A 26,466-nucleotide genomic window follows, 5' to 3' on the forward strand; every position below is an offset into this window, starting at 1 on the left:
AGCGCGTGCGGTCGATCGGCGGCTCGCCGGCGCAGGCGCGACGGGTGGTCACCGTGACGAGGGCCGGCTCCTTGCCGCGGAGCGGCGGGACTGGCCGGCCCCGGCGATCCGCTGCAGCAGTGGCGTGAGCCGGTGCGGTACGAGCTCACGCATCGCCAGCGCGGTGCTGGTGCGTTCGACGCCGGGGCCGGCGAGGATCTGCCCGGCGACCCGGTAGAGGTCCTCGGCGTCCACGGCGACCACACGAGCGAGCAGGTCGGGTTCGCCGCTGAGGCCGAACACCTCGACCACCTCGGGAATCGCCGCCAGGGCGTCGGATACCTCGGTCAAGCGGTGCTGGTCCACCCGTATCGTCACGAACGCGGTGAGCGGGTAGCCCAGTGCGCGAGGCTCGATCCAGCGCTCCCGGGAGCCGCCGTGGTCCAGCTTGGCCAGTCGCGCCTGGACGGTATTGCGGGACAGCTCCAGGCGCTGGGCCAGGGCGAGGACGGTGGCGCGGGGCTCATCGGCCAGGGCCAGCAGGATCCGGGCATCTGTCGCGTCCACGGCCGGGTCGCTGTTCACAATGTTCAAGCGAGTACCTCTGTCCCATCTGCGATTAAGCAGAATGCTTAAGAATTTAGGGACATCTTGTCTAGTTGCTCCATCCTCTGTCTACTTCCAGAGCATAAAGATGACATCGCGCAACTCGCGCCCAGATACGGCATCGGAGGTGGTCGGTCGTGGTCATGAGTGTCGCGGCGGCTGGTCCAAGGGACACAGGCAGCACTCAGCGGGACGCGCTGGAGACGCTTCGGGCGGTCGAGCGCCGGGTGCTGTGGCTCTCGACGGCGATCACCGACCAGGCGAACCGGGGGCGCCCCAACCCCGGCGGACTCAAGGTCGGCGGCCACCAGGCGTCCAGCGCCTCCATCGTGTCCATCATGACGACGCTGTGGTTCCACCACCTCGGCGCCGATGACCGGGTCTCCGTCAAGCCGCACGCCTCGCCCGTGCTGCACGCGATCAACTACCTACTCGGCGAGCTGGACGAGTCCTACCTGAGCACACTGCGCTCCTTCGGCGGCCTGCAGAGCTATCCCAGCCGGTCCAAGGACCCCGATCCAGTGGACTACTCCACCGGGTCGGTGGGGATCGGCGCCACGGCCCCGATCTGGGGTGCGATAGCCCGCCGCTACGTGGACGGCCGCTTCGGCCGGATAGGCCAGGGACGCCAGTTCTCACTGCTCGGCGACGCCGAACTCGACGAAGGCGCGATCTGGGAGGCGGTCCAGGACCCCATGGTCGCCGATCTCGGCGAGATCGTGTGGATCGTCGACCTCAACCGGCAGTCCCTGGACCGCGTGGTCCCGGGTATCGCCGCCGACCGGCTGCAGGGCATGTTCGGCGCCGCCGGCTGGCAGGTGCTCACCCTCAAGTACGGGCGGTTGCTCCAGGAGTTGTTCACCCGTCCCGGCGGCGACGCGCTGCGGGCGCGTCTGGACGCCATGGGCAACCCCGAGTATCAGCGGCTGCTGCGCTGCAGCCCCGGGGAACTGCGCGACCGCCTGCCCGGCAGCGGCCCGGCCCGCGAGCCGATCGCCCGGTTGATCGCCGGCCTGGACGACGACGCACTGTGCGACGCGCTGCGCAACCTCGGCGGGCACGACCTCGGCACCCTGCTGGACGCCTACGCGGACATCGACGACTCCCGCCCCACCGTCATCTTCGCCTACACGGTCAAGGGCTACGGGCTCGCCAGCGAGGGCCACCCGCAGAACCACTCCTCCCTGCTGACGGAGGGCCAGATGCGGGAACTGGCCGCTCGCACGGGGGCCAGTCTGGACGCTCCCTGGGGCCGCTTCCCCGACGGCAGCGCCGAGGCCACGCTGTGCGCCCGCGCCGCCGAACGGCTTCGCCGTACGGAACCGCCCGCGCAGGAGCCGCCTGCCGTGCCCGCCGACATCGGGCGCACCCCGTCCGGCACCGGCAGCACCCAGCAGGCCCTCGGCCGGGCACTGCTCGACCTCAACCGGCAGGCCCCCGAGGCTGCCGCCCGCATCGTGACCGTCAGCCCGGACGTCAGCTCCTCGACTAACCTGGGCGGCTGGATCAACAAGGCCGGAATCTGGTCGGCGGCCGAGCGCGTCGACTGGTTCGCCGACGACGCCGAGACGATCCTGCACTGGCGGGAGCGCCCCACCGGCCGGCACGTCGAACTGGGCATCGCCGAGACCAACCTGGTGGGACTCCTCGGCGAACTCGGCGCCACCTGGAGCCGCTGGGGACAACCGCTGCTGCCCATCGGCGTCGTGTACGACCCCTTCGTCAACCGTGCCCTGGAGCCCTGGTCGTTCGGCATCTACGCCGGGGGCCAGTCCATCCTGGTCGGCACACCGTCAGGCGTCACCCTCGCCCCTGAGGGCGGGGCCCACCAGTCGATCACCACCCCCTCGCTGGGCATCGAACAGCCGGGATGCACGAGCTACGAGCCGGCATTCGTCCTCGACACCGAGTGGTGCCTGCTCGCGGCCCTTGGCCGGCTTGGCCGGCCGGACGGCGGTTCGGCCTACCTACGCTTGTCCACCCGCCCGGTGGACCAGTCCCTGGCCGCCGTGCCCGCCGACCCGGCCGCTCGCGAGCGCCGCCGCCGCCAGGTGGTGGCCGGCGCGTATACGCTGCGGCGGCACGAGGCGCCGGCGGCGACCATCGCCGCCATGGGCGCCCTCGTCACCGAGGCCCTGGCCGCCGCCGACCGGTTGGCCGCGCTCGGCATCGGCGTGGACGTCGTCTGCGTCACCAGCCCCGACCTGCTCTTCCGTGCCCTCCAAGCCCGCCGCGGCCTTTCGGAGGACGCGCACTGGATCCTCGACCAGGTCTTCCCAGCCGAGCGGGCCGCCCCCCTGGTCACCGTCCTTGACGGCCATCCCCACACCCTGGCCTTCCTGGCCACGATCAACAACGTGCCCGTCACCACACTCGGCGTCACCCGCTTCGGCCAGTCGGGAACGATCCAAGACGTCTACCGCTACCACGGCATCGACACCGACAGCATCGTCGCGGCCACCCTCGACCTCACCGACTGACCGCCCACCGCCCGGCGTCTGAGACGCCGTGGCCGGTTTCCCGATGCGGAGCGCACCGGAGGTGCGCGCTCCTCCGCCGATGTCACACCGCCGGAATCTTGCGCCGGGCCCCTAGCTGGGGCGAACTTCCGATCAAGGACTTTCGACCCTGCGGAGACTGACGTTCGACCCCGTGGACGGCCGGATCGCGCACCCTAACCTGCGTTGCAGGCCCGTATCCGCCCGACGGGCCGCGATCCATCTTGTGTCAGGAGACCTCATGCTGTCCGCGGAATCCGCCGGGCTCATCCGGGCTACGCTGCCCGTCGTCGGTGCGTCGCTCGACACCATCACCGCGAAGTTCTACGACCGGATGTTCACCGAGCACCCGGAGTTGCTCGACGGCCTGTTCAACCGCGGGAACCAGGCCAGCGGCGACCAGCGCAGGGCCTTGGCGGGCTCCATCGCCGCCTTCGCCACCGCGCTGCTGGAGCGGCCCGATGAGCGCCCCGACCGGCTGCTCGCGCGCATCGCGCACAAGCACACCGCCGTGGGGGTCACCAACGACCAATACGTCATCGTGCACAAGTACCTCTTCGGTGCCATCGCCGAGGTGCTGGGCGACGCGCTCACTCCGCAGATCGCCGCGGCCTGGGACGAGGTGTACTGGCTGATGGCCGGTGCGCTGATCGCCCTGGAGTCCCGCATTTACGCGGACGCGGGGGCCCGGAACGGGGACACCTGGCGACAGTGGCGTGTCGAAGTCCGCTACGACGAGACGCCCGACGTGGCCTCCTTCCTGCTGTCCCCAGCCGACGGCGGGCCGCCTCCGCCCGCACGCCCGGGGCAGTTCGTCAGCGTCAAGATGCTCACGCCCGACGGCGTGCACCAGGTCCGGCAATACTCGCTGTCCGGTGCAGATGTGGAGGGGCTTCGCCGGATCACCGTGAAGCGGGTGCTCGGCGAGGGCGGCGCCCCCGACGGAGAGGTGTCCAGCCTGCTGCACGCCACCATCAGGCCGGGCGACGATTTGACCCTGTCGGCGCCGTTCGGCGACGTGGCCCTGGAGGACGGTGACGCGCCGCTCGTGCTCGTCAGCGCCGGTATCGGCTGCACGCCTATTGTCGCGATGCTGGAGCACCTGGCCGCCACCGGTTCCACCCGCCGCCTCCTGGTGCTGCACGCCGACCGCTCTCCCGGTGAGCACGCGCACTGGGAGGAGATGAGGCGGTTCGCCGACGCGCTTCCGGGCGCCGAGCGGCTCTTCTGGTACGAGGACGGCGCGGGCGAGGAGGACCGCACGGGCCGGATGGTTCTCACCGGCGTGGCGATCCCAGAGGGGGCCGTGACCTACCTGTGCGGTCCGCTGCCGTTCATGCGCGACGTGCGCGGCCAGCTCATCCGCGCGGGCGTGGCGGCACGCGACATCCACTACGAGGTGTTCGGCCCCGACCTGTGGCTGGGCGCCGACGACTGACCTCCGTCCCTTCCTCTGTGGACGTGACGATCCCTACGGGATTCCGGCCTCCGCGAGAAATTCCCGCACTACCTGAGTGAACCCTGCGGGGTCGTCGCTGTGGACCCAGTGGCCGCAGCCGGGGAGTTCGCGCAGGACGGTGTTCGGGCGCCGGTTGGCCATGTCCCTGGCCATCGAGGTGGGCAGGATGGCACTGGCCAGGCCGTGCACGAGGAGGGCGGGGCAGGTGGAGCCCAGCCACTGGGGCCACCAGTCGCCGATCAGGACCTCCTGCGACCTCATCATGTCGGTGTAGTCGAACAGCAGGCCCCAGCCGTCCGCATGTTCCACGGCGCTCTCCAGGAAGTAGCTCGCGTCGGGGATGCCGCGGGCCTCGATCTGCCGCCGCAGCTCCGCCAGGGTGGGTGTGCGGTGCGGCCAGTCGCGCACGTCGAGGACCGGGTGGGGGATCTCCGGCCGGCGGTTGAGGGCGCCGCCCTCCTCCACGATCAGGGCCCGCACCAGGTCGGGGTGGCGGGCGGCCAGGTGGAAGGCGGTGACGCCGCCCATCGAGTGGCCGTAGACGATCGACGGTCCGAGCCCCAGCGTGCGCACGAAGGCGGCGGCGTCGGCCACAGACGCGTCCTGGCCGAAGTCGCCGTCGCCCCTGTCGCTGTGGCCGTGGCCGCGCTGGTCGAGTGCGATCAGCCGATACTCGGGGGCCAGGTCGGCGGCCAGCCGGGCGAACTGCCTGGCGCGGCCGAAGTGTCCGTGAAGTGCCAGCACCGGCGTGCCGTCGCCGCCGAAGTCGATCCAGGCAAGATCGAGGCCGCGCACCCGTGTCCGGGTTTCGAGGGCTGTTGTCATGATTTGTCCTTTCCCGTGATGGGGTACGGCTCGCGCAAGGCGAGCGTGATCAGTGCCGCGGTGGCGACCGCCAGACCCGCGGCGAGGAGGGTGGCCTGGGCGAACCCGCCGGCGAAGGCGTCTCGGGCCGCACCGGCGAGCCGGGCGCCGTCGGCTTCTCCCAGGCGGTGGGCGGTGTGCAGGGCGCCGGTGACGGATTCGGCGGCGAAGGCCCGCACGCCGGGCGGGATGAGGTCGCGGTGCGGGGCGAGGCCCGCGATGAGGTGGGCGGTGACGACGCTGCCGAGTACGGCGACGCCAATGCTCCCGCCCAGTTTGAACGCGGTCTCGTTGACCGCGGCGGCCGAGCCCGCCCGGTCCGGCGCGGCCGACGCCATCATCGCGGTGCTCGCCGCGTTGACCGTGGCGCCATTGCCCGCGGCCACCAGGGCGAGGCCGATCACCGGCGGCCAGTCCCCCTCGGCGGGCAGGCCGGCGTGGATCACCGCGAGCCCGAGGGTGAGGCCGAGGAGCCCGGCCGCGGCCGTCGTCCGTACTCCGTACCGGGCGATCAGCCTCGGGATCAGCGGCGCCACGCCGAGCTGGCCGGCGGCGACGGGCAGCATCAGCAGCGCCGCCGCGGCGGGGGAGTGGCCGCGGACGTCCTGGTAATGCTGCGTGATCAGGAACAGCACGCCCATCAGGGTGAAGAACCCGGTCGCCGCGGCCACTGCGGCGGGCCAGAAGGTGCGGGCGGCCACCATGCGCAGGTCGAGGAGCGGGTGCGCGGCCCGGCGCTGGTGTACGGCGAAGCCCGCGAGCAGGGCGAGTGCCACGATGGCCGTGCCCAGGGTGGTGAGCCCGCTCCGGCGGGGGGCTTCGACGATCGTGTGGATCAGAGCCACGAAACCGAGTGAGATCAGGACGATCCCCAGCAGGTCCGGCGTGGTGCGCCCGCGCCCGCGGGAGGCGGGCACGACGAGCGAGACGCCGACCGCCGCGGGGAGCAGGGCCGCCGCGTTGACCAGGAAGATGGAACGCCAGCCGAAATGCTCCACCAGCAGCCCGCCGGTCAGCGGCCCGAGCACCACGCCGAGACTCGCGACCGCTCCCCACACGGCCAGTGCCTTGGGCAGGCCGGAGCGGGGGAAGACGCCGCGCACGATCGACAGGGTCGACGGTGTGATCATCGCGTTGCCCACGCCCATCAGCGCGCGGGCGGCGATGAGCTCGCCGGGTGTGCGCGTGATCGCGGCGAGGAGCGAGGCGGTCGCGAACACCGCCAGGCCGGCCAGCAGGACCCGCCGCCGTCCATAACGGTCGGCGGCGGCGCCCATGGGGATCAGCAGCGCGGCCAGGGCCAAGACCATGGCCTCGGTGATCCACTGGAGTTGCGTGGTGGTGGCCCGCAACTCCAGGGCTATGGGCGGCAGGGCGATGGTGACCGCCATGACGCTGACGCTCATGACGAGCAGGGCGGCGCAGAGGGCGGCCAGGATCCGCCGGCGGTGAGGATGCCCCGCCGCCGGCTCGGTTTGTGGCATGAACGAACCTCCAGGTGAGCCCCAGGGACGCCGCCATCGGCGATGCCGCGCTCATCGCGACCACGAGCGGCCGTCTTCCTGGGCAGGGTCGTTAACATAACGGGTGTTATGCCCATTAGGCAAAACAGTTGTTATGTGAATACGATGGCGGCGTGCCCAGACCCCGCGACCCGCAGCGCCGCATCGAGCTGCTCGACCAGATCGTCGGCTACCTCGCCGAGCACGGCATCGCGCAGCTCTCCCTGCGTCCGCTCGCCAAGGCGCTCGGCCACAGCACCTACGTGCTCACCCACCACTTCACCGACAAGGACGAGCTCATCAGCGCGATCCTGGCCCACCTCGACCAGCGGCAGAAGGGTCGGCTGCGGGCGCTGCCCGGCGGGGAGGAGGGGCGCGGCCTCGGCGACATCGTGCGCGCCTCCTGGGCGTGGCACATGGGGGAGGACCTGCCGATGGTCCGGCTGCTCGTCGAGATCGAGGGCCTGTCGGCGGCGGGCCGCCTCCGGGGGCCTTACGTCCCGCGCATGCTCGGCGGCCGGGCCGAGTTCGTCGCCGATGTCCTGCGCGCCCGCGGTGTGCCCTCCGGCGTGGCCCTCCGCAACGCCACCCTGCTCAACGCCGCCTACTCGGGCCTGCAGATCGACTACCTGACCACCGGGGACAAGGAGCGGGTCGAGGCCGCCCTCGCCGAGCTCGCCGAGCTCGCCGACACCTGGACCTCCAACCGCGGCTAGTCCAAACCCGCCCAGCGCTTCTTTGTGGGGGGATGCAGCGTTTCGGGGGCCTGAGGTGTCCTTGGTGGGCGAGGAGGCGCCGATGACACGGGGTGATCTTGGCGGGTTCGAGGAGTTCCTCGAAAAGCGGCTTCCTGCCCTTTATCGGTTCGCGCTGGTGCTGACCGACAGCCCCCACGATGCCGAGGAGTTGGTGCAGGAGGCGTTGACCCGCACCGGTGCGGCTTGGTGGCGGGTGCGGCGCAAGGACGACCCCGAGGGGTACGTGCGGGCCGCGATGGTGCGCATCGCGACGAACAGATGGCGGCGTCCGCGGCGGGAGTTGCCGGTCGCCGAGGTGCCCGACCGGGCCGGGACCGACCACGGGGTCGAGCGGGTGGTTCAGGACGCGGGTGTGGCCTCGCTCCTGGCGGGCCTGCCGTACCGGATGCGGGCGGTCCTGGCGCTGCGGTACGTGGATCAGCTCAGCGACGCCCAGATCGCCGGGGTGCTCGGCTGCACGGTCGGCACGGTGCGGAGTCAGGCGTCCCGGGCCCTGGCCAAACTGCGGGCGGTAGGACAGGAGGACACGGATGGACGAGCAGCAGCGGCGGATCGAGGAATATCTGCGGGCGAAGGGCATGGCTCATGAGCCCCCGTCCTGGCTCGGAGCGCAGATCATGCGCCAAGTCCACACGCGTAGGCGGCACAGGCGTGCGGTAGCGGCCATGGCGACGGTTTTCGTCCTCGCGGCGGTGCCCGCGATCGCCGTCACGGCGAACTCCTTGCAGGAGCGGGTCACCGTACCCGTCCTGGCCTCACCGTCGCCGGGGCGATGGCACGGGCTGGAGGAGTTCGTGGATCCGGCGAGTGTCAAGCGGGTCCCTCGGGTGTTGCCGGACGGGCTGCGTTTCCATGCGATGGCGCTGAGTCCCGACGGGGAGGTGCTCGGGACGGGACGGTCCGCCGGCGCTCAGGGCAGGCCACAGGGCGTGTGGGCCGCCACCTGGGAGGATCCCCTCCCTCGTGCGGTCAAGACAGGCGCGCCCGATCCCTACCTGTGGGCGATGGCGGCCGGCGAGAACTCCTATATGTGGCCGAACGGAGGATCCCTGGAATGCGTCGTTGTGGGAAGCGGCGGCGCGCCGCGTGTGCTGGACGACCGCTGGAACGCGCGGACGAGGTTCTTCACCGACCGCGGGGTCCTCGTGTGGACGCGGGAGGACAGGAAGGGGCTGGTGGTCACGGACCACTGCGGAGGGCGGCAGGAGGTGGTGCCCGCGGAAGGACTCCTTGAGGCGGTGGCCTATCCGTATGCCTACATGCGCCAGGAAGGCAGGATAAACAGGGTGCACCTGGAGTCGGGGGAGCAGGTGGCGCTGCAGGCAAGTCTTTCACCATGGGCCCAGATCTCGGTGGCGGCCAATGCGCAAGGGGTGGCCTGGACCGACGGCGACACTCTGACATACCTCGACCGCGGGTGGCCCGTACACCGGCCGGTGAGACTCAAGGATCACCCCGGGGACCAGACGATGGGCAGGCTGATGTACGGGAACCGGCTTCTCGTCTACCTCTCTGACCATTCCGACCAGGACATCGCCTCTTCGTTCGTCTACGACCCGAGCAGCGGGCGTGAGGTGTCGGTGCCGGTGGAGGTTCTGGCGGCGGGGGACTGGTTGCTGTGGCGGGACGGCGACGTCTACCTGGTCGCCAGGGTCAGGCAACATGCCGGCCCGCGAACCACCGGGCCCTCCGGCCCGCGGGCTGGAAACGACGGCATCCGCGACCGTCCACGCCCGCCGATCGGCATTCCGGTACGGCCACGGCCAACCGGGTCTACGCCGCACCCGGCGCCGCGCCCATCGGTGAGCGGCACTCCGATGCAACCACAGCCAACGGGGCCTCCGCCGTACCCGACCCCACGCTCGACTCCACGCGCATCGAAAGGTACGGCGGAGCCCGGTGTCCGGCGCACCCCTGGGTGAGGTGTCCGTGTAACTCCGGACGAGGTGGTCCTTGACGGGGATGATCAGGGCTGTGAGGCTGCGAGTCGCCTGATACCTGCTTGTTGTTCGCACGACGCCTGCTTCATCGACATCCCGGAGAGGAAACTCAGATGAGCGTCCCGAACGGCACCATCCCCGACCCCGTCCCGGACTCCGTCCGCGACATGCTGTGGAGCCGGGAGTTCCAGAACAACCCCTACCCGGCCTACGACCTATTGCGGGCCGACGCCTCCGTGCACCGGGTGCCCACCCCGCTCGGCGTGGACATGTGGGTGATCACCCGCTACGACGACGTACGGCTGGCGCTCAGCGACCCGCGCTTCACCAAGGACCCCCGCAATGCGCCGGACATCCTCCGCAAGCTCGGCGTAGAGACCGAGGGGGAGGGGCTCACCGGGCGCAACATGCTCAACAGCGACCCGCCCGAGCACACCCGGCTGCGCGGTGTCGTGACCAAGGCGTTCACCCGGCGGCGCGTGGAGGCGCTGCGGCCGAGGATCCAGGAGATCACCGACGGCCTGCTCGGCGACCTCTCCACCACCGATGAGGTGGACGTCATCGCCGCCTTCGCCTTTCCGCTGCCCGTGATCGTCATCTGCGAGCTGATGGGGGTGCCCGCGGACCGCCGGGACGAGTTCCGCGAGTGGTCCATCGCCGTCACCACCCCGCCCCACGACGAGGAGAGCAAACAGACGAGGAAGGCGGGCACCCGCGCCCTGCACGGCTTCTTCCGAGATCTGGTCGAGCGGCGCCGGCCCCTGCTGGACCGCTCCGTAGCCGCCGACGCCCAGCCCGACCTCGTGAGCGCGCTCATTGTGGCCTCCGAGGAGGAGGGGCGCCTCGACCTCGACGAGCTGATCGGCACGCTCACGCTGATGCTGGTCGCCGGGCACGAGACCACCGTCAACCTGATCGGCAACGGCCTGCTCGCGCTCATGCGCCACCCGGGGCAGCAATCCCTGCTCCGCGAGCGTCCCGAGCTGCTGCCGGGCGCGATCGAGGAGCTGCTGCGCTATGACGGCCCGGTCGAGCGCGCGACGATGCGGGTCGCCGTCGAGGACGTCGAACTCGGCGGGACGGTCATCCCGCGCGGCGCCCTGATCAGCGTCGCGATCGGCGCGGCCGACCGCGACGGCAGCCGTTTCCCCGGCGCCGACGTCCTGGACGTCACCCGCCGCGACAACCAGCATCTCGCCTCCGGCCACGGCGTCCACTACTGCGCCGGCGCGCCGCTGGCCCGCCTGGAGGGAGAGATCGCCTTCGGTGCGCTGTTGCGGCGCTTCGCCGTGATCGAGCCCGCCTGCCCGATCGAGGAGCTCGCGTGGCGCCCCGGCGTCGGCTCGGTGCTGCGTGGCCTGCTCTCCCTGCCGGTACGGCTGACCGCCTCGTGAGCGGCCGGGAATCAGGGGTCGTCCTTCTTCTTTGAGCGCAGGGTGACGGTGGTCTCGGGGGCGGCCGAGGCGCCGCCCGCCGGGCTCTGGGCGACGACCACCCAGTTGCGGTCCCAGACCAGCAGCCGCCCCTGCCCCGTGGCGTCGACCTCCTTGATGAGGAAGAACCCGGCGGCCTGGAGCGTGTCCTGAGCCTTCTGGTGGGTCATGCCGACCACATCGGGCACCGTCGCCTTGGTCTTCGCCTTCGCCGGCGTGTCGGCGGGGGGCTCCTGCTCTTGCGGGGCGGCGGCGGGTGTGGAGGCCGGGGCGGTCACCGTGGCGACCACGGTGACCGCCGGGGCCGGCTGGGCGGCGGGAGTTCCCCCGCAGGCCGCGGTCGTCGCGACGATGAGGAAAACCGTGGCGATTTTCCTAATGGCGGGAGGTTTCGCGGGATTTTGTAACTCGGGCACTCGGCCTCGCTTTCCTGGTTTCCGTGTGTTGAATGAGCGCGGTGAAGGAGACAGCCCGCCTGAGCTGGGGAGAGGTTTCCACAGCTCAGGAGAGGATTCGAACCGGCGAGCGGTCCGACGTCCATTCATTTTCGCTTAAACGCACGGAAAAAGAAGGAGAAGAGCGCGAGAAGATCGAAGTGCTTTTCCATGAAATACATTCACATCACCGGGCGCGGCAAGCCCGGTGATGTGACGGCTCCCTAGGTCCGGGCGCCCGGCCGAAGGGCCAGCATCACCAGCCCCGCGGCGTACGGCAGAGCCCCGGCGACCTCCAGCCCCTGCACCCACCCCGACCGCGGCCCGGCGACGAACACCGCCAGGCTCCCGACGATGTAGACGAGCACCCCTCCGGCGATCAGCAGTCCGGGCAGGGTGGCGCCGGTGCGGGCGAGGAGCCGGGCCAGCAGCACGCTGCCGAGGGGGAACAGCACCAGGCCCGGCAGCACGATGACCATGACCCCGGGGCTCATGTCCTCGTGCGTGTGCACGACCTCGGGGGCGAACCTCGCCATCACCGGATTGCGGGAGCCGTCGACGACGATGACGGCGAGCCACATCAGGTGCCCGGCCAGCGCGGTGAGGAAGACGGGCAGCCCGGCCCGCCCGTGCCGCTGCGGATCGCTCGCATACCAGGTCGCCAGGCCGACGGCCACCAGCAGCAGGCCGGCGGCCTGCACGTCGTGGGTGAGCCCGTAGACGTCGCCCGCCGCCCGGATGCCCGCTCCGTCGCGGGCCGGGTGGAGCAGGACGCCGAGCAGGAACAGCAGGCCCCCGGCGGGCCCGGTCAGGCGGGCCACGGTGGCAAGGCGGTGCCGTACGGAACGATCCGCCGTGTCGAGGGGAGAAGTGGTCATGGTTGTCTCTCGCATCGTCGTGAGCAGGTGAAGGGGGGCGTCATTCGTAGGTGAGGGTGTCCTTGACCGTCAGCCGTGAGGCGCGGCGGGCGGCCACGGAGGTGGCGGCTGCCGCCGCGGCGAGGCCGAGGGCCGTCCAGCCGGCCATGCCGGTAAGCGACAGGTCGAGCGGGAGGGGCAGGCCGAAGGACAACACGCCGAGCAGGTCCCCGACGTAGGCCGCGAGCGGCACCCCGGCGATCAGCGCTAGCAGGCTGCCGGCCAGGCCGATCGCGAGCCCTTCGAGGATCAGCGTCAGCCGCACCGTGCGCGCCGTGGCGCCGATGGTCTGCATGACGCCGAACTCGCGGGTGCGCTCGGTGACCGCGATCCCCATGGCGGAGGCGAGCCCCAGCGCGCCGACCAGCGCCATCAGCCCGGCGAGGACGACCAGCGTCCGGATGAGGATCAGCACGTGCCCGTCGACGGCGGTGCGCAGCTCCTCGGTGGGGATCACCGTCTGCACCGGGATACCCGCCGCCGCGAGCGCCTGTTCGGCCCGGCCGAGTGTGCCCGGGTCGCCGTAGACCAGCCGCACCGCGGACGCGACCGCCGCCGCCGCGTCGGCCGGCGTGTAGGCGGCTGCGGGCCCGCCCACCTCGGCGACGACACCCACCACCTGCAGCGTCACGTCCTTCCCCTCGACGCGCAGCGTCACCCGCTCGCCGGGAGCGGGGTCGCCGAACCGGGTCGCGGCCCCCTGGTTGAGCACCGTCACGCCGCGGTCGCCCTCGCGCAGGGCCCGGCCCCGCAACACCTCGAAGTCGGTCATACGGCTTCCGGCGGGCAGCGCGACGAGGCTGAGCGCGCCGTGCCCGCCGTCGGGGTAGGTGCGCGCCACCTCGACCCGCCCGCCCCCGACGGGTACGGCGGGGCGCGCGTCGAGTGGTTCCACCGACGTCACTCCGGCGACGCCGCGCAGCGGGCCGGTGACGCGGTCGGCGGGGGAGGAACGGGCCAGGACGATCTCGGCGTCGTAGGCGCGGCGGGCCATGCCGTCGTGCACCCACGTCTCCCACGCGTTCGCGGTGTTCAGGCCGCCGGTGAACAACGCGCCGCCCGCCGTGAGCAGCGCCACCGTGAGCACGAGCCGGCCGCGCCGGCGCAGCGCGTTGCCGACGGCCAGCGCCAGCAGCCGGTTGCCGCCGGGGACACGGATCGGGCGCTTCGCCGTACCGCTCGCGACGCCGCGGTGGTCGAGCGCGGCCCGCACCGTCGTGCGGGCGGCCCGCGTCAGCGGCACCAGCGCGACCAGCAGCGGGGTGCCGAGGCCCGCGGCGGCCAGGGCGGCGAAGACCCAGCCGGGCACCGAGGTGTCGGCGATGTCGAGGTTGAGCATGTCGGAGAGGAGTCCTGTCAGCGCCACCCCCGCGAGCACCGACGGCGCAGCCGCCATGGCGAGCGCCGCCGCGCCGACGGCGAGCACAAGCAGCAGGTAGGTGCCGAGGATCTGCGCCGTGGTCGCGCCCAGGGTCTTGAGCACGCCGATCTGGCGCGTCTGCTGGGCCAGCATGCCGCCGAGCGTGGTGGCGACGACCACGGCGGCCAGCAGCAGCGCCGCCGCCGCGAAGCCGAGGAACAGCAGCGTGACGCTGTCGACCTGGCTCTGATGCGGGTGCCTGCCGATCGGCGGCGCGGACACGCCGTGCACGGTGTGCCCGCCGGCGGTCAGCCACTCGGCGGTCTCCCTGGCCCGCGCGTCGACCGTGCTCTGGTCCCCGGCGACGACAAGCTTCAACCGGTCCGGCTCCGGCGTCAGGCCGAGCCGCGCCAGCCCGGCAGGCGTCAGATAGCCGTAGCCCGTGCGCTCCTGCGAGGCGGGCGCCAGCGCCGCGTCGTGCACGACGCCGGTCACGGCGAACCTCCCCGTCCGCCCGTTCGACGCGGTCACGTTCACCGCGTCGCCGCCGCCGAGTACGGCGAGAGCCGAGCGCTCAAGCATGATCCCGTCCGCCGGGGGAGGCCACGCGCCGCGTTCGACGTCGAAGCGGGCGATGCGCAGCGGGTCGTCGGCGTCGACCACGAACAGCAGCATCTTGCGCCAGGCGTCCCCGACGCGGACGCGCGCGGTGACGGTCTGCCGGGCCGCGGCGTCCGCGATGCCCGGCCGGGCGCGGACCTGGTCGAGCAGCGCGCGGCCGACGCCCCCCGCCACGTCCAGAGTCGCCGAGGCGGGCCGGGTGGCGGCGTATTCCGCCGCCGCCTCACGCGTGGCGACCGTGCGCGCGGTCAGCATGGCGCCGACGGCGATGAGGCTGACCGCGACCGCCGTCGTCATCAGCACGATCCGGCCGCCCGCGCGGCGCAGGTCGCGCCATACCTTGGTGTAGCGGGGGCGGCTCATCGCGCCGCCTCGGCGACGACGCGTCCGTCGGCCAGGTGGACCTGGCGGTGCGCCCACCCGCTCAGGTCGCGCTCGTGGGTGACCATCACGATGGCCGTCCCGGCGGCGGCGCGGGCGGTGAACATGGAAAGGATCACGTCGGTCGTGGCCGAGTCGAGGTTGCCGGTGGGCTCGTCGGCCAGCAGCACCGGGGGGTCGTTGGCCAGGGCGCGGGCGATGGCGGCCCGCTGCTGCTGACCGCCGGACAACGCCGAGGGCATCTTGTCGGCGTGGTCGGCGATGCCCACCAGGTCGAGCAGCTCCATCGCCCGCGGGCGCCTTTCACGCGGGGGGCGGGTGGCGCAGAAGTCCATCGGCAGCATCACGTTCTCCGCCACGGTGAGCGTGGGCAGCAGCTGGAAGAACTGGAACACCATCCCCACGTTCCGCCCGCGCCAGGACGACAGCCGCGACTCCGGCAGGGTGTGCACCTCCGTGCCCGCGACCCGGATGCGGCCCGAGGTCGGCCGGTCGATTCCGGCGAGCAGGTTGAGCAGGGTGCTCTTGCCGCTGCCGGAACGGCCGGTCACCGCCACGAACTCGCCCGGCGCCACCGACAGATCCACCCCCCGCAGCGCGGGGAACTCCCCTGCCGGGGTCCGGTAGGACTTCGCGGCCCCCTGGACATCGATCACTTCAGTCGACATGAGCACTCCGTATCCGAACAACTAGTTCGGTAATGAATGCTGTGTTCGCCAAGTGTTCCTGGTCAACGGGCAAAACGCCCAGGCTGTGCCGTACTGAACGCAATCCGGAAAGTGTCCGGGGCCGCTGCCCGGCCCGGCCCACGGTGCTCGGTGCTTTGGGGGGTTGTGGGGCCCAAGTGGGGTTCTGTGAAATTTAGGGGGGGTGGTGACAGGCTGGCGGCCCGATGTTCGCTGGGTGCGTAATTCACGGGGATTTGTAGGAATTGTCAATCTAGATGTCAATTAGAGGCGTTGTTCTGACCATTAGTTGTTTCAGTGGGTTATCAGGGTGTAGTCGTTCGCCAGGGATCTCGCCGTGGAAGTTGTTGTCGGGGGCGGTGAACACTTCCTGGGAATTGGTGGACAACGGCTGTTCTCTGGGGCGCATGGGGACGTACTATGCCTACTGTCTTCGCCAATGGGGATTAGCGAAGACAAGCGCTGCTATGTCGTTTTAGCTGCGCTAACGGGGTGCATCAGGTGTGCTGGTGTGAGCTTCGCTCACCTTGTTTGGCTCGACGGGGGCGCTTGAAGCCTGCTCTCGGTAATGCGTGGCAACTGCGAAGTGCTGAAGTTCGACGGGGCACCTGCGAGTTCGGTGTGCCTGCGGGGGGCGAGGGACAGGCATGGGCAAGTTCGGCGTGCGACGGGACCACCGCGATGCCATCGCCGTCATCGGTTTATCCTGCCGGTTTCCCCAGGCGGGAAACCCGGCGGAGTTTTGGCACCTCCTCAAACACGGCGTCGACGCCGTCACGGCACCACCCGCCGGCAGGCCCGGCCTGGCCGCCCGTCCCGGCGGCTATCTGAACGCGATCGACGGGTTCGACGCCGAATTTTTCGGCATCTCACCACGTGAAGCGGCTGTCATGGACCCGCGCCAGCGGCTGATGCTGGAGCTCGGCTGGGAGGCGCTGGAAGACGCCCGCGTCGTGCCCGGCGACCTGCGCGGCAGCCGTACCGGCACCTTCGTCGGGGCGATGTGGGACGACTACGCCGCTCTCGCGGCGGACACCCCCCTTACCTCCCACGCGATGACCGGTCTGCACCGGGGTGTCATCGCCAACCGCATCTCCTACGTCCTCGGCCTGCGCGGGCCCAGCCTCACCGTCGACGCGGCGCAGTCGTCGTCGCTGGTCGCCGTCCACCTGGCATGCGAAAGCCTCCGCAGAGGCGAATCCCACCTCGCCCTCGCCGGCGGCGTCAACCTGCTGATCGGCCCCTTCGCCGCCGACGTCTCCGCGGCCTTCGGCGGCCTCTCCGCCCAAGGCCGCTGCGCCACCTTCGACGCCGGGGCCGACGGATATGTGCGCGGTGAAGGCGGGGCCGTCCTCGTCCTCAAGCCCCTCGCCGCCGCCTTATCCGACGGCGACCGCGTCTACTGCGTCATCCGCGGCTCGGCGGTCGGCAACGACGGCGGCGGCCGCACCCTGACCACCCCCGACGCCGCCGCGCAGGAAGACGTCGTCCGCCGAGCCCACGCCGACGCCGGGGTGCACCCCCGCGAGGTTCACTACGTCGAACTCCACGGCAGCGGCACCCCCGTCGGCGACCCCGTCGAAGCCCGAGCCCTCGCCGCCGCCTTCGAGCGGGCCCCGCTGCGGGTCGGCTCGGTGAAGACCAACATCGGCCATCTGGAAGGCGCGGCCGGCATCGCGGGCCTGGTCAAGGCCGCTCTCTGCGTCGCCCTCGGCGAACTCGTGCCGAGTCTGCACTTCGAGGCCCCTCATCCCGGCATCCCTCTCGACGAGCTGGGTCTGACGGTCCAGACCTCCGCCGCTCCCTGGCCCGCCGGGGCCCACCCGCGGACGGCGGGGGTGAGCTCGTTCGGCATGGGCGGCACGAACTGCCACATCGTCCTGTCGGAGGCCCCGCCGGCGGTGGAGGTCCCGAGGGCCGAGGCCGGCGCGGTGGTGTCCGGCGCGGGCTCGTACGGCGGAAGCCGTGTCGAGGCGCCGCCGGCCGCCGTGGGGTCGTCCGGCGACGGCGGAGCCGGTGACGCGCCCGGTGCGTTGGCGCCCGCCTCAGAGGCCGACGTGGCGGAGGCGCCGGGGGTGTGGGTTCTGTCGGCGCGGACCGATGCTGCGCTTCGCGCACAGGCTGTGCGCCTGCTGAACCTGCTGGAGCCGGCACCGGACCTCGCCGGCCTCGGTCTCTCCTCTGCCGCCACGCGCTCTGTCGTCGAACGCCGCGCCGTGGCGGCCCCGGACCAGGACGGACTGCTGGGCGGATCGCAGTCGGCCCCGGACCTCGCCGGCCTCGGTCTCTCGCGCGCGGCCACCCGCACTGTCTCGGAACACCGGGCCGCCGCAGCCCGGGATCGGGAGGGGCCGCTGGGCGGATGGGAGTCGCTTCCGCGCCCGGACCTCGCCGATGTCGGTCTCTCACTTGCCACCACCCGCACTGTCTTCGAACGCCGCGCCGCCGTAACAGCCCAGGATCGGGCCGGACTTCTGCGCGGACTCGCGGGGCTCGCCGCGGGCGAGCCGGCCCCCGGCCTCGTCCAGCGTGCCGGTACGGCGGGAGCCGGTCGCGTCGCCTTCGTCTTCCCCGGCCAGGGCTCCCAGTGGGCGGGCATGGCCGTGCGGCTGCTCGCGACCGCACCCGCCTTCCGGGAGCGGATGGCCGAGTGTTCCGCGGCGTTCCAGCCCTACCTGGGGTTCTCCCTGCTCGACCGGCTCGCCGCCGGGGAGCGCCTGACCGGCGACGACGTCGTGCAGCCCGCGTTGTTCGCCATGATGGTGTCGCTGGCCGCGCTGTGGGAGGCCCACGGGGTGCGGCCAGCCGCCGTCGCCGGGCACAGCCAGGGCGAGATCGCCGCCGCCTGCGTGGCGGGCGCGTTGACCCTTGACGACGCCGCGCGCCTGGTGGCGCTGCGCAGCCGCGCGATGTCGGCCATCGCCGGGCGCGGCGGCATGCTCTCGCTGGCGCTGAATCCCGGCGAGGTCGAGAGCAGGCTGGCCGGATGGCCGGGGCTGGCGGTCGCGGCGGTCAACGGCCTGGCGTCGGTCGTGGTGTCGGGCGACGCCGGCGCGATCGACGAACTCCAGGCCTCCTGCGAGGCGGAGGGAACGCGGGCCCGCAGGGTGGCGGTGGACTACGCGTCGCACTGCGCCCACGTCGACGTGATGCGGGAGCGGCTTCTCGGCGAGCTGGCCTTCCTCCGGCCGGGCGCGGCGGAGGTGGAGTTCTACTCCACCGTCACCGCGGGTGCGCTCGACACCGGCGGACTGGACGCCGACTACTGGTATCGCAACCTGCGGCAGCCGGTGCGCTTCCACGACACGGTCCAGGTCATGGCCGCCGCCGGTTATGACCTGCTTGTCGAGGTGAGTCCGCATCCGTTGCTCACCGGTGCGGTCCGCGACACCCTCGGCGACCGGGTGGCCGCCGTGGGCACACTGCGCCGCGACGAGGGCGGGATGGAGCGTTTTCGCACTTCCCTGGCCGAAGCGCAGGTCGCGGGGGCATCGGTGGACTGGGCCGCCGTCTTTCCCGGCGCGCGGCGAGTCGATCTGCCGACCTATGTGTTCCAGCGCCGCCGCCACTGGCTCGACACCGGGGTGACCCCGGCTTCCGCCGTACGTGGCGTGGGTGATGGGGCGGGAAGCGGAGCCACCTCGGCTTCCGCCGTACCCGGCGGGAACCTCCGGTGTGACTCCGGAGGGGAGGGCGCCGGCTCTGCGTCCGAGGAGCCGGAGGACACGTCCGGCCTTCTCACGGGGCGTGGTGCCGACGAGGCCTTCGCCGTGGCCGGCGTGCCGCAGGACCGTGGGAACGCCCCGGCGGATCTCGCGCATGCTGTGCGTGCTCATGTGGCCGCGATCGCCGGGCACTACGCGCCGGATGCGGTCGACATGGACAGGACGTTCAAGGACCTTGGCTTCGACTCGGCCATGTCGGTGGAGTTGTGTGAGCGGCTCGCGGTTGTTGCGGGGCGGCCGGTGCCCGGCACCGCCGTGTTCGACCATCCGACGCCGTCCGCGCTTGCCGCCTACCTGCGGGCGCAGCCGGTCGCGGCGGTGGCTCTTCCCGCCGCCGCCCTTCACGGTGAACCGATCGCGATCATTGGGATGGCGTGCCGGTTTCCCGGGGGTGTGTCGTCTCCCGAGGAATTGTGGGAGCTGGTGGTGTCGGGGCGGGAGGCCGTGTCGGGGTTTCCCGTCGATCGGGGCTGGGATCTTGAGGCGCTGGCGGAGGTGTCGGCGTCAGGCTTGGGTGGGTTCCTGGACGGGGCCGGCGACTTCGACGCCGGATTTTTCGGGATCTCGCCGCGTGAGGCGTTGGCTATGGATCCGCAGCAGCGGTTGTTGCTGGAGATCTCGTGGGAGGCGGTCGAGCGGGCGGGGATCGATCCGGTCTCGCTGCGCGGCAGCCGTACCGCCGTCTACGCCGGGGCCATGCCGACCGACTATGGCCCGCGCCTCTACGAGACCAGCGGCGAGACCGCGGGCTACGGGCTGACCGGCACCACGTCGAGTGTGGTTTCGGGGCGGGTGGCGTACACGCTGGGGCTTGAAGGCCCCGCGGTGACCGTGGACACGGCGTGTTCGTCGTCTCTGGTGGCGGTGCATCAGGCGGTGGGGGCACTGCGTGCGGGGGAGTGTGGCCTGGCGCTCGCCGGCGGGGTCACGGTGATGGCGAATCCGGGGATGTTTGTTGAGTTCAGCCGTCAGGGGGGTCTGGCGGTCGATGGGCGGTGCAAGTCGTTCGCGGCGTCGGCGGACGGTACGGCGTGGGCCGAGGGCGCGGGTGTCCTGCTGCTGGAGCGGTTGTCGGACGCGGTGCGTGCGGGGCGGCGGGTGCTGGGGGTGGTGCGGGGGAGCGCGGTCAACCAGGACGGGGCGAGTAACGGGTTGACGGCTCCCAACGGCCCGTCGCAGGAGCGGGTGGTGGTGCAGGCGCTGGCGGATGCGGGGCTCGTGTCGTCGCAGGTGGATGTGGTGGAGGCGCACGGGACGGGCACCGCGCTGGGCGACCCCATTGAGGCCAGGGCGCTGACGGCTACCTACGGACAGGAACGTGACAGGCCGCTGTGGCTGGGGTCGCTCAAGTCGAACATCGGACACACGCAGGCGGCCGCGGGTGTCGGCGGCCTGATCAAGATGGTCATGGCGATGCGGGAGGGCGTTCTGCCCTCCACCCTGCACGTGGACGAGCCGACACCGCATGTGGACTGGTCGGCCGGGCGGGTGTCGCTGCTGACCGAGGCGCGCGAGTGGCCTGCGGGGGAACGCCGGGCGGGAGTGTCGTCGTTCGGGATCAGCGGGACCAATGCGCACGTGATCGTGGAGGGTGTTCAGGCATCCGGCGAGCCCGGCGCCGGCTCGTGCAGCGCGACCATTGCCCAGCCATCCGGCAACGCGGCTGAGCCGTCCCACCCCGTTGAAGAGGCCGGGCCCGCCGCGCTCCCCGTGCCGTGGATCGTCACCGGACGGGACGACGAGGCCGTGCGCGAGCAAGCGGCGCGGCTCCGCGAGCACCTCGCGGCCCGGCCGGGCGCCGGTTCGGCGGCGGTCGGGCGGGCGCTCGCCACGACCCGGGCCCGCTTCGCCCGCCGCGCCGCGCTGATCGCGGCCCGCCCGGAGGACTTCGCTCTCGGCCTGGCCGCGCTGGCCGAGGGGCGGGAGGCGCCGAACCTCGTCCTGGGCACCGCGTCCGGCGAGCCGGGTTATCTCTTCACCGGCCAGGGCAGCCAGCGGCACGCCATGGGGCGTGAGCTGCACGCGGCGCACCCGGTGTTCGCCGATGCGCTGGAGGAGGTCTGGGCCGGGCTTATGCCGTACGTCGGTCACAGGCCCGCCGACCTCGTCTTCGGCGCCGAACCGAACGCGCTGCTCGACCGCACCGAGCACGCCCAGGGGGCGCTGTTCGCGCTCGAGGTCGCGCTGTTCCGGCTGCTCGGTCACTGGGGGATGCGCCCGGCCGTGCTCGTCGGCCACTCCGTCGGGGAGCTCGCGGCGGCGCACGTGGCGGGGGTGATGTCGCTGGCGGACGCGTGTGCGCTGGTGGCTGCGCGCGGCCGGTTGATGGGGGCCTTGCCGGAGGGCGGGGCGATGGTCGCGCTGGAGGCCGCGGAACACGAGGTGGCCCCGCTGCTCGCCGGGCGTGAGCACGAACTGGCGCTGGCCGCCGTCAACGGTCCCGCGGCTGTCGTCGTGTCCGGCGACGAGGGGCCGGTGCTGGCCGTGGCCGCCCGGTTCGAGGCGCTTGGGCGGAGGATCCGCCGATTGCGGGTGAGCCACGCCTTCCACTCGCCGCGCATGGAGGGGATGCTCGACGAGTTCCGCGAGGTCGCCGAGAAGGTGACGTACGGCGAGCCGCGCATCCCTGTCGTCTCCACCGTGAATGGCCTTTCTGCGCTTTTCTCCGCCGATCACTGGGTGCGTCAGGTGCGGGAGCCGGTGAGGTTCGCCGACGCCGTGCTCGCCGCGGGGGTACGCACGTTCCTCGAGCTCGGGCCCGACGGGGTGTTGTCCGCGATGGGGGCCGATTGTGTGCCCGATGCGCTCTTCGCCCCGCTTCTGCGCAGGGGGAGGCCCGAGACCACCACACTCGCCACCGCCGTGGCCACCGCCGCCGTGCATGGAGCGACGGTCGACTGGGCGGCGTACTTCGGCGACACTCCTCCCGCCGAGCTGCCCACGACCGCGTTCCGCAGGCGGCGCTACTGGCTGGAGTCGCCGCGCACCGCCTCCGCTGATCACCCGTGGTTGAGCGGCCCGGTCGAGTCGGCCTCGACGGGGGAGAAGCTGTTCACCGGGCGGCTCTCCCTCCGCAGCCAACCGTGGCTGGCCGATCACCGTGTCGCGGGCACGGTGATCCTGCCCGCCGGCGCGCTGCTGGAGCTGGCCTGGCACGCGGGCGCGTCGACGGGGTGCCCGGCCGTTGAGGAGCTCACGCTCGAACGCCCCCTTCCCCTGCCCGAGCGGGGTCACGTCGAGGTGCAACTGGCCGTCGCCGCCCCGGACGAGGAGGGGCGCAGGGCGTTGTCGGTGTACGGCAGGGCGGCGGCCGGCCCTTGGGTCAGGCACGGCACCGGCCTCCTCGGCCCCGAGGTGCCGCCCGGTGTCGCGGAGGTCGCCGCGCCCGGTGGCGGCGTCGGCGACGTCTACGCCAGGCTCCACGGCCGGGGTTACGCCTACGGTCCCGCCTTCCGCGGCCTGCGGAGCGTCCACCACGCGGGAGACGAGGTGTACGCCGAGGCCGGGCTGCCGGAGGGAGTGCCGCGCGCTCGATTCGGGGTGCACCCGGCGCTGCTGGACGCCGCCCTGCACGCCTGGGTCGACCGGCCCGGCACGGCGGGAGCACCCCCCGAGCTGCCCTTCACCGTCACCGGCGCGTCCCTCGCCGTGACTGGCGCGGAAAACCTCCGGGTACGGCTCACGCCCACGGAAGGCGGGGTCTCCCTGACGGCGTCCGACGAGCGGGGAGACACCGTCCTGTCGATCGGCGAACTGGTGTTCCGCCCGGCCGAGCCCGGCTCAGCAGGCTTGTCCCATCCCGTCGGGTCCGGCTCCGCAGGTTTGTCCCATCCCGTCGGGTCCGGCTCCGCCGTACTGGACACTGCCGGGTTGTACCGCCTCGCCTGGCACGCCCACGAGTTTGGCGACGACTCCGCCCCCGAGTGGCAGGTCGCCGAATGCCCACGTCCCGGTGACATGTCCGCCGATGGCGTACGCGCCACCACCCACTGGGCGCTCGCGCTGCTGCGGGACCGGCTGGACGGTCACCACCCCGGGCTCGTCGTGGTGACCCGGGGTGCGGTCGCCGTCGAAGCCGGTGAGGTGCCCGACCCGGCGCAGGCCGCCGTCTGGGGGCTGGTGCGCTCCGCGCAGACCGAGCACCCGGGCCGCCTCGTACTGGTGGACATCGACGACCGGTCCGCCCACCTGGTCCCGCAGGCCGCCGCGAGCAGCGAACCCCAGCTCGCCCTGCGCGGCGGCGCCGCCTATGTGCCCCGCCTGACCGCCGCGGGCCGGGCGGCATCCTTGAGCGCCGGCATATTGCCGGACGGGGCGCCAGTCCCGGTGCCACGGCCGGATGCTGCGAGCGGGTCGGCAGTCCTGGACTCCGGCGTGATCCCACGGGCCGCCGCAGGCGGCGAACCCCGGCTCGCCCTTGGCGGCGCCGCCCACGTGCCCCGCCTGAGCGCCATCGGCCGGTCGGCACCTCCGGAGTCCGGCACGTCGCCGGGCGGGTGGCGGCTTGTGGTTGTGGAGCGTGGCACCTTCGAGGGGCTCGCCCCGGTGCCTCATCCGGACGCCGCGGCGCCGCTCGCTCCGGGTCAGGTGCGGGTGGCCGTGCGGGCGGCGGGGGTGAACTTCCGGGACGTGCTCGGCACGCTGGGCCACTACCCGGGCGACCCGGGCCCGTTGGGGCTGGAGGCCGCGGGTGTCGTCGCCGAGGTGGCGGCCGACATCGCGGACCTTGCTGTCGGAGACCGGGTGATGGGGGTCTTCTCCGGCGCCTTCGCTCCGCTCGCCGTCACCGACCGGCGGCTCCTCGCGCCGATCCCCGCCGGGTGGACGTTTCCGCAGGCCGCTGCTGCGCCCATCGCCTACCTGACCGCCTACCACGCGCTGGTCGAACTCGCCGGTCTGCGGGGCGGTGAGAGTTGCCTTGTGCACTCGGCGGCAGGTGGCGTCGGCATGGCGGCCGTCCGGCTCGCCCGCCATCTGGGTGCGGATGTGTACGGCACGGCCTCTCCGGCCAAGCACGCCGCCACAGGCCTGCCCGCCGAGCGTCTTTCGTCCTCACGTGAACCTTCCTTTGAAGGCCGGTTCCGCGCCGCGACCGGCGGACGCGGGGTGGACGTCGTGCTCAACTCCCTCGCCGGAGAGCTGACGGACGCCTCCCTGCGGTTGCTGGCGCCTGGCGGCCGGTTCGTCGAACTCGGCAAGACCGACGTCCGCGACCCCGCCGGAGTGCGCTACCAGGCCTTCGACCTGCTCGATCTCCCACCGGACCGGATCGGACGCATGCTCGCCGCACTCGCGCCCCTCCTCGCCGACGGGACCCTGGAGCCGCTGCCGGTCACCGCGTGGGATGTGCGGCGGGCACCTGAGGCGTTCCGGCACATCGGCCAGGCCCGCCACGTCGGCAAGGTCGTGCTGACCGTTCCACCCCCGGCACTGTCAGGCACCGGGGACGGGACGGCGCCGGGCATCGCCCTGGTTACCGGCGGCACCGGGGGCGAGACGGCGTCCGGCACCGCTCTGAGCAACAGCGGCACTGCCCTGATCACCGGCGGCACCGGCGCGCTCGGCGGGGCGCTCGCCCGCCACCTCGTCACCGCGTACGGCATGCGCCACCTCATCCTCGTGAGCCGTCGTGGGCCGGATGCCGAGGGGGCGGCGGAGCTGGAACGCGACCTGCTGGCGCTCGGGGCGTCGTCGGTCACCGTGGCCGCCTGTGACGTGGCCGACCGCGAGGCTCTCGCCGTACTCCTCGCCGGGGTGCCTGCCGAGCGGCGGCTGACCCTTGTGGTGCACGCGGCCGGGGCCCTGGACGACACCGTCGTCACCGGCCTCACCCCGGAACGGCTCGACGGCGTGTTGCGCCCCAAGGTCGACGCGGCTCTGCATCTCCACGAACTCACCTCGGGAGCGGATCTTTCGGAGTTTGTCCTGTTCTCCTCGGTGATGGGGGTGCTGGGTGGGGCGGGGCAGGCCAACTACGCTGCGGCCAACGCCGCTCTCGACGCCCTGGCCCAGCACCGCCGTACGCGCGGCCTGCCGGCGACCTCACTCGCCTGGGGGCCCTGGGAGGGCGGGGACGTCGCGGCGTGTGGCATGGCGGGTGGGCTGGCCGCGGCAGACCGGGCGCGGATGGCGCGTTTAGGACTGCGGCCCATCGCCACCCCCGACGCTCTCAAGCTGTTCGACCTCGCCCTGTCCGGTGAGGACGCCGTGGTCGCGCCGCTCGCTCTGGACCTCGGCGTCCTGCGCCGGCTTGGCGAAGAGACACTCCCGGTGCTGCGGCACCTGCGGCCCGCCACGAGCACTCCGGAAGGCCGCACCCCGCAACCGTCCTCTTCCCGCCCGTCCTCCCCGAGCCCCGCCGGCCGGGGCGGTCTCCGCGAACGACTCGAAGCCGCGGCTCCCGCCGACCGGGAGAAGCTGCTGGCCGACCTCGTGCGAGCCCAGGCCGCCGCCGTCCTGGGCCATGGGGCGAGCGACGCCGTCGACGCCGACATGCCCTTCAAGGAGCTCGGCTTCGACTCCCTCACCTCCGTCGAACTTCGCAACCGGCTCGGCACCGCCACCGGGCTGCGCCTCCCCGCCGCGCTGCTGTTCAACCACCCCACCCCGGCGGCTCTGGTCCGTCACCTGAACGATCGCCTGTTCCCCGACCACCCACCCTCGGCCCCGCCGCCGCCCCCACCACCGGCGGCCCCGCCCTCGGAGCTCACCGAACGGCTCCGCACGGCCGACGTCGACGACCTCCTCAGCTTCATCGACAAGGAACTCACACGTGGCGAATGACGAGCAGCTAGTCGAATATCTCCGCCGTGTAGCCATCGAACTCCAGGAAACCCGCCAACGCCTGCACGAGGTGGAGTCCAGGCGTTCCGAGCCAATCGCCATCGTGGGGATGGCCTGCCGGTTCCCCGGTGGGGTGACCTCGCCGGAGGGGCTGTGGGAGCTGGTGGCCTCCGGGACGGACGCGATCTCGGGATTCCCGGCCGACCGCGGGTGGGACCTCGCGGACCTGTTCGGCGGAGGGCCCGGCCGCACCGGCACCTCGGCCACGCGGGAAGGCGGGTTCCTCTACGAGGCGGCCGACTTCGACGCCGGATTTTTCGGGATCTCGCCGCGTGAGGCGCTGGCTATGGATCCGCAGCAGCGGTTGTTGCTGGAGATCTCGTGGGAGGCGGTCGAGCGGGCCGGGATCGATCCGGCGTCCCTGCGCGGCAGCAGGACGGGCGTCTTCGTCGGTGCCATAGCCCAGGACTACGCGGCTCCTCTGCACTCACCCCCTGAGGGATTCGAAGGCCACCTGCTC

15 protein-coding genes are annotated in these 26,466 nt (G+C 72.2%); 8 read left to right on the forward strand and 7 right to left on the reverse strand.

Translation table 11 applies throughout. From position 1 onward, the window contains the following. Nucleotides 1-48: 48 nt before the first annotated feature. Nucleotides 49-564, reverse strand: coding sequence for an Lrp/AsnC family transcriptional regulator (locus Ssi02_RS04800; RefSeq protein ID WP_204021484.1), 516 nt, complete (start codon nt 562-564; stop codon nt 49-51). A gap of 164 nt (nt 565-728) precedes the next feature. On the opposite strand from Ssi02_RS04800, the gene Ssi02_RS04805 reads away from it, so the two are divergent. Beyond that, nucleotides 729-3,065, forward strand: a complete 2,337-nt coding sequence (locus Ssi02_RS04805) for a transketolase-like TK C-terminal-containing protein (protein ID WP_204021486.1) — start codon at nt 729-731, stop codon at nt 3,063-3,065. Nucleotides 3,066-3,324: 259 nt separating this feature from the next. Further along, on the forward strand, nt 3,325-4,521 hold the full coding sequence (locus Ssi02_RS04810) for a globin domain-containing protein (RefSeq protein ID WP_204021337.1): 1,197 nt from the start codon (nt 3,325-3,327) through the stop codon (nt 4,519-4,521). A gap of 33 nt (nt 4,522-4,554) precedes the next feature. Here the strand turns inward: Ssi02_RS04810 and Ssi02_RS04815 are convergent, their stop codons facing one another. Next, on the reverse strand, nt 4,555-5,367 hold the full coding sequence (locus tag Ssi02_RS04815) for an alpha/beta fold hydrolase (protein ID WP_204021339.1): 813 nt from the start codon (nt 5,365-5,367) through the stop codon (nt 4,555-4,557). Continuing rightward, complete coding sequence (locus Ssi02_RS04820) at nt 5,364-6,890, reverse strand: MFS transporter (protein ID WP_204021341.1); 1,527 nt, start codon at nt 6,888-6,890, stop codon at nt 5,364-5,366. Before Ssi02_RS04820 ends, Ssi02_RS04815 begins: the two co-directional genes overlap by 4 nt. A gap of 152 nt (nt 6,891-7,042) precedes the next feature. On the opposite strand from Ssi02_RS04820, the gene Ssi02_RS04825 reads away from it, so the two are divergent. The 4 genes from Ssi02_RS04825 to Ssi02_RS04840 all read left to right on the forward strand — a co-directional run bounded on the left by Ssi02_RS04825 (nt 7,043) and on the right by Ssi02_RS04840 (nt 11,000). Then, on the forward strand, nt 7,043-7,624 hold the full coding sequence (locus Ssi02_RS04825) for a TetR/AcrR family transcriptional regulator (protein ID WP_204021344.1): 582 nt from the start codon (nt 7,043-7,045) through the stop codon (nt 7,622-7,624). Between the two features lie 82 nt (nt 7,625-7,706). Next, nucleotides 7,707-8,255, forward strand: a complete 549-nt coding sequence (locus Ssi02_RS04830) for a SigE family RNA polymerase sigma factor (RefSeq protein WP_204021346.1) — start codon at nt 7,707-7,709, stop codon at nt 8,253-8,255. Continuing rightward, nucleotides 8,197-9,588 carry a hypothetical protein gene (locus tag Ssi02_RS04835; RefSeq protein ID WP_204021348.1) on the forward strand — a complete coding sequence of 464 codons (1,392 nt, stop codon included), beginning with the start codon at nt 8,197-8,199 and terminating at the stop codon, nt 9,586-9,588. Before Ssi02_RS04830 ends, Ssi02_RS04835 begins: the two co-directional genes overlap by 59 nt. Before the next feature lie 131 nt (nt 9,589-9,719). Next, entirely contained in the window at nt 9,720-11,000 is a 1,281-nt protein-coding gene (locus Ssi02_RS04840; RefSeq protein ID WP_204021351.1) for a cytochrome P450 family protein, read from the forward strand. Between the two features lie 11 nt (nt 11,001-11,011). On the opposite strand, the gene Ssi02_RS04845 is transcribed toward Ssi02_RS04840, so the two are convergent. From Ssi02_RS04845 to Ssi02_RS04860, 4 genes are all read right to left on the reverse strand, one after another. Then, nucleotides 11,012-11,455 carry a PASTA domain-containing protein gene (locus tag Ssi02_RS04845; RefSeq protein WP_204021353.1) on the reverse strand — a complete coding sequence of 148 codons (444 nt, stop codon included), beginning with the start codon at nt 11,453-11,455 and terminating at the stop codon, nt 11,012-11,014. A 242-nt stretch (nt 11,456-11,697) separates the two neighbouring features. Beyond that, nucleotides 11,698-12,351: a hypothetical protein gene (locus Ssi02_RS04850; protein WP_204021355.1), complete on the reverse strand. Its 654-nt coding sequence runs from the start codon at nt 12,349-12,351 to the stop codon at nt 11,698-11,700. A gap of 40 nt (nt 12,352-12,391) precedes the next feature. Next, nucleotides 12,392-14,734 carry an FtsX-like permease family protein gene (locus Ssi02_RS04855; protein ID WP_204021357.1) on the reverse strand — a complete coding sequence of 781 codons (2,343 nt, stop codon included), beginning with the start codon at nt 14,732-14,734 and terminating at the stop codon, nt 12,392-12,394. Then, nucleotides 14,731-15,420: an ABC transporter ATP-binding protein gene (locus Ssi02_RS04860; RefSeq protein WP_204021359.1), complete on the reverse strand. Its 690-nt coding sequence runs from the start codon at nt 15,418-15,420 to the stop codon at nt 14,731-14,733. The genes Ssi02_RS04855 and Ssi02_RS04860 overlap by 4 nt, the downstream gene beginning before the upstream one ends. 665 nt (nt 15,421-16,085) lie before the next feature. Here Ssi02_RS04860 and Ssi02_RS04865 point away from each other — a divergent pair. Then, entirely contained in the window at nt 16,086-25,946 is a 9,861-nt protein-coding gene (locus Ssi02_RS04865) for a type I polyketide synthase (protein WP_204021361.1), read from the forward strand. Further along, nucleotides 25,936-26,466 (forward strand): beta-ketoacyl synthase N-terminal-like domain-containing protein (locus tag Ssi02_RS04870; protein ID WP_204021363.1); only part of this gene is annotated, 531 nt, incomplete at its 3' end. The genes Ssi02_RS04865 and Ssi02_RS04870, both read left to right, overlap by 11 nt.

Source organism: Sinosporangium siamense, from assembly GCF_016863435.1.
Taxonomy (GTDB): Bacteria; Actinomycetota; Actinomycetes; order Streptosporangiales; family Streptosporangiaceae; genus Sinosporangium; species Sinosporangium siamense.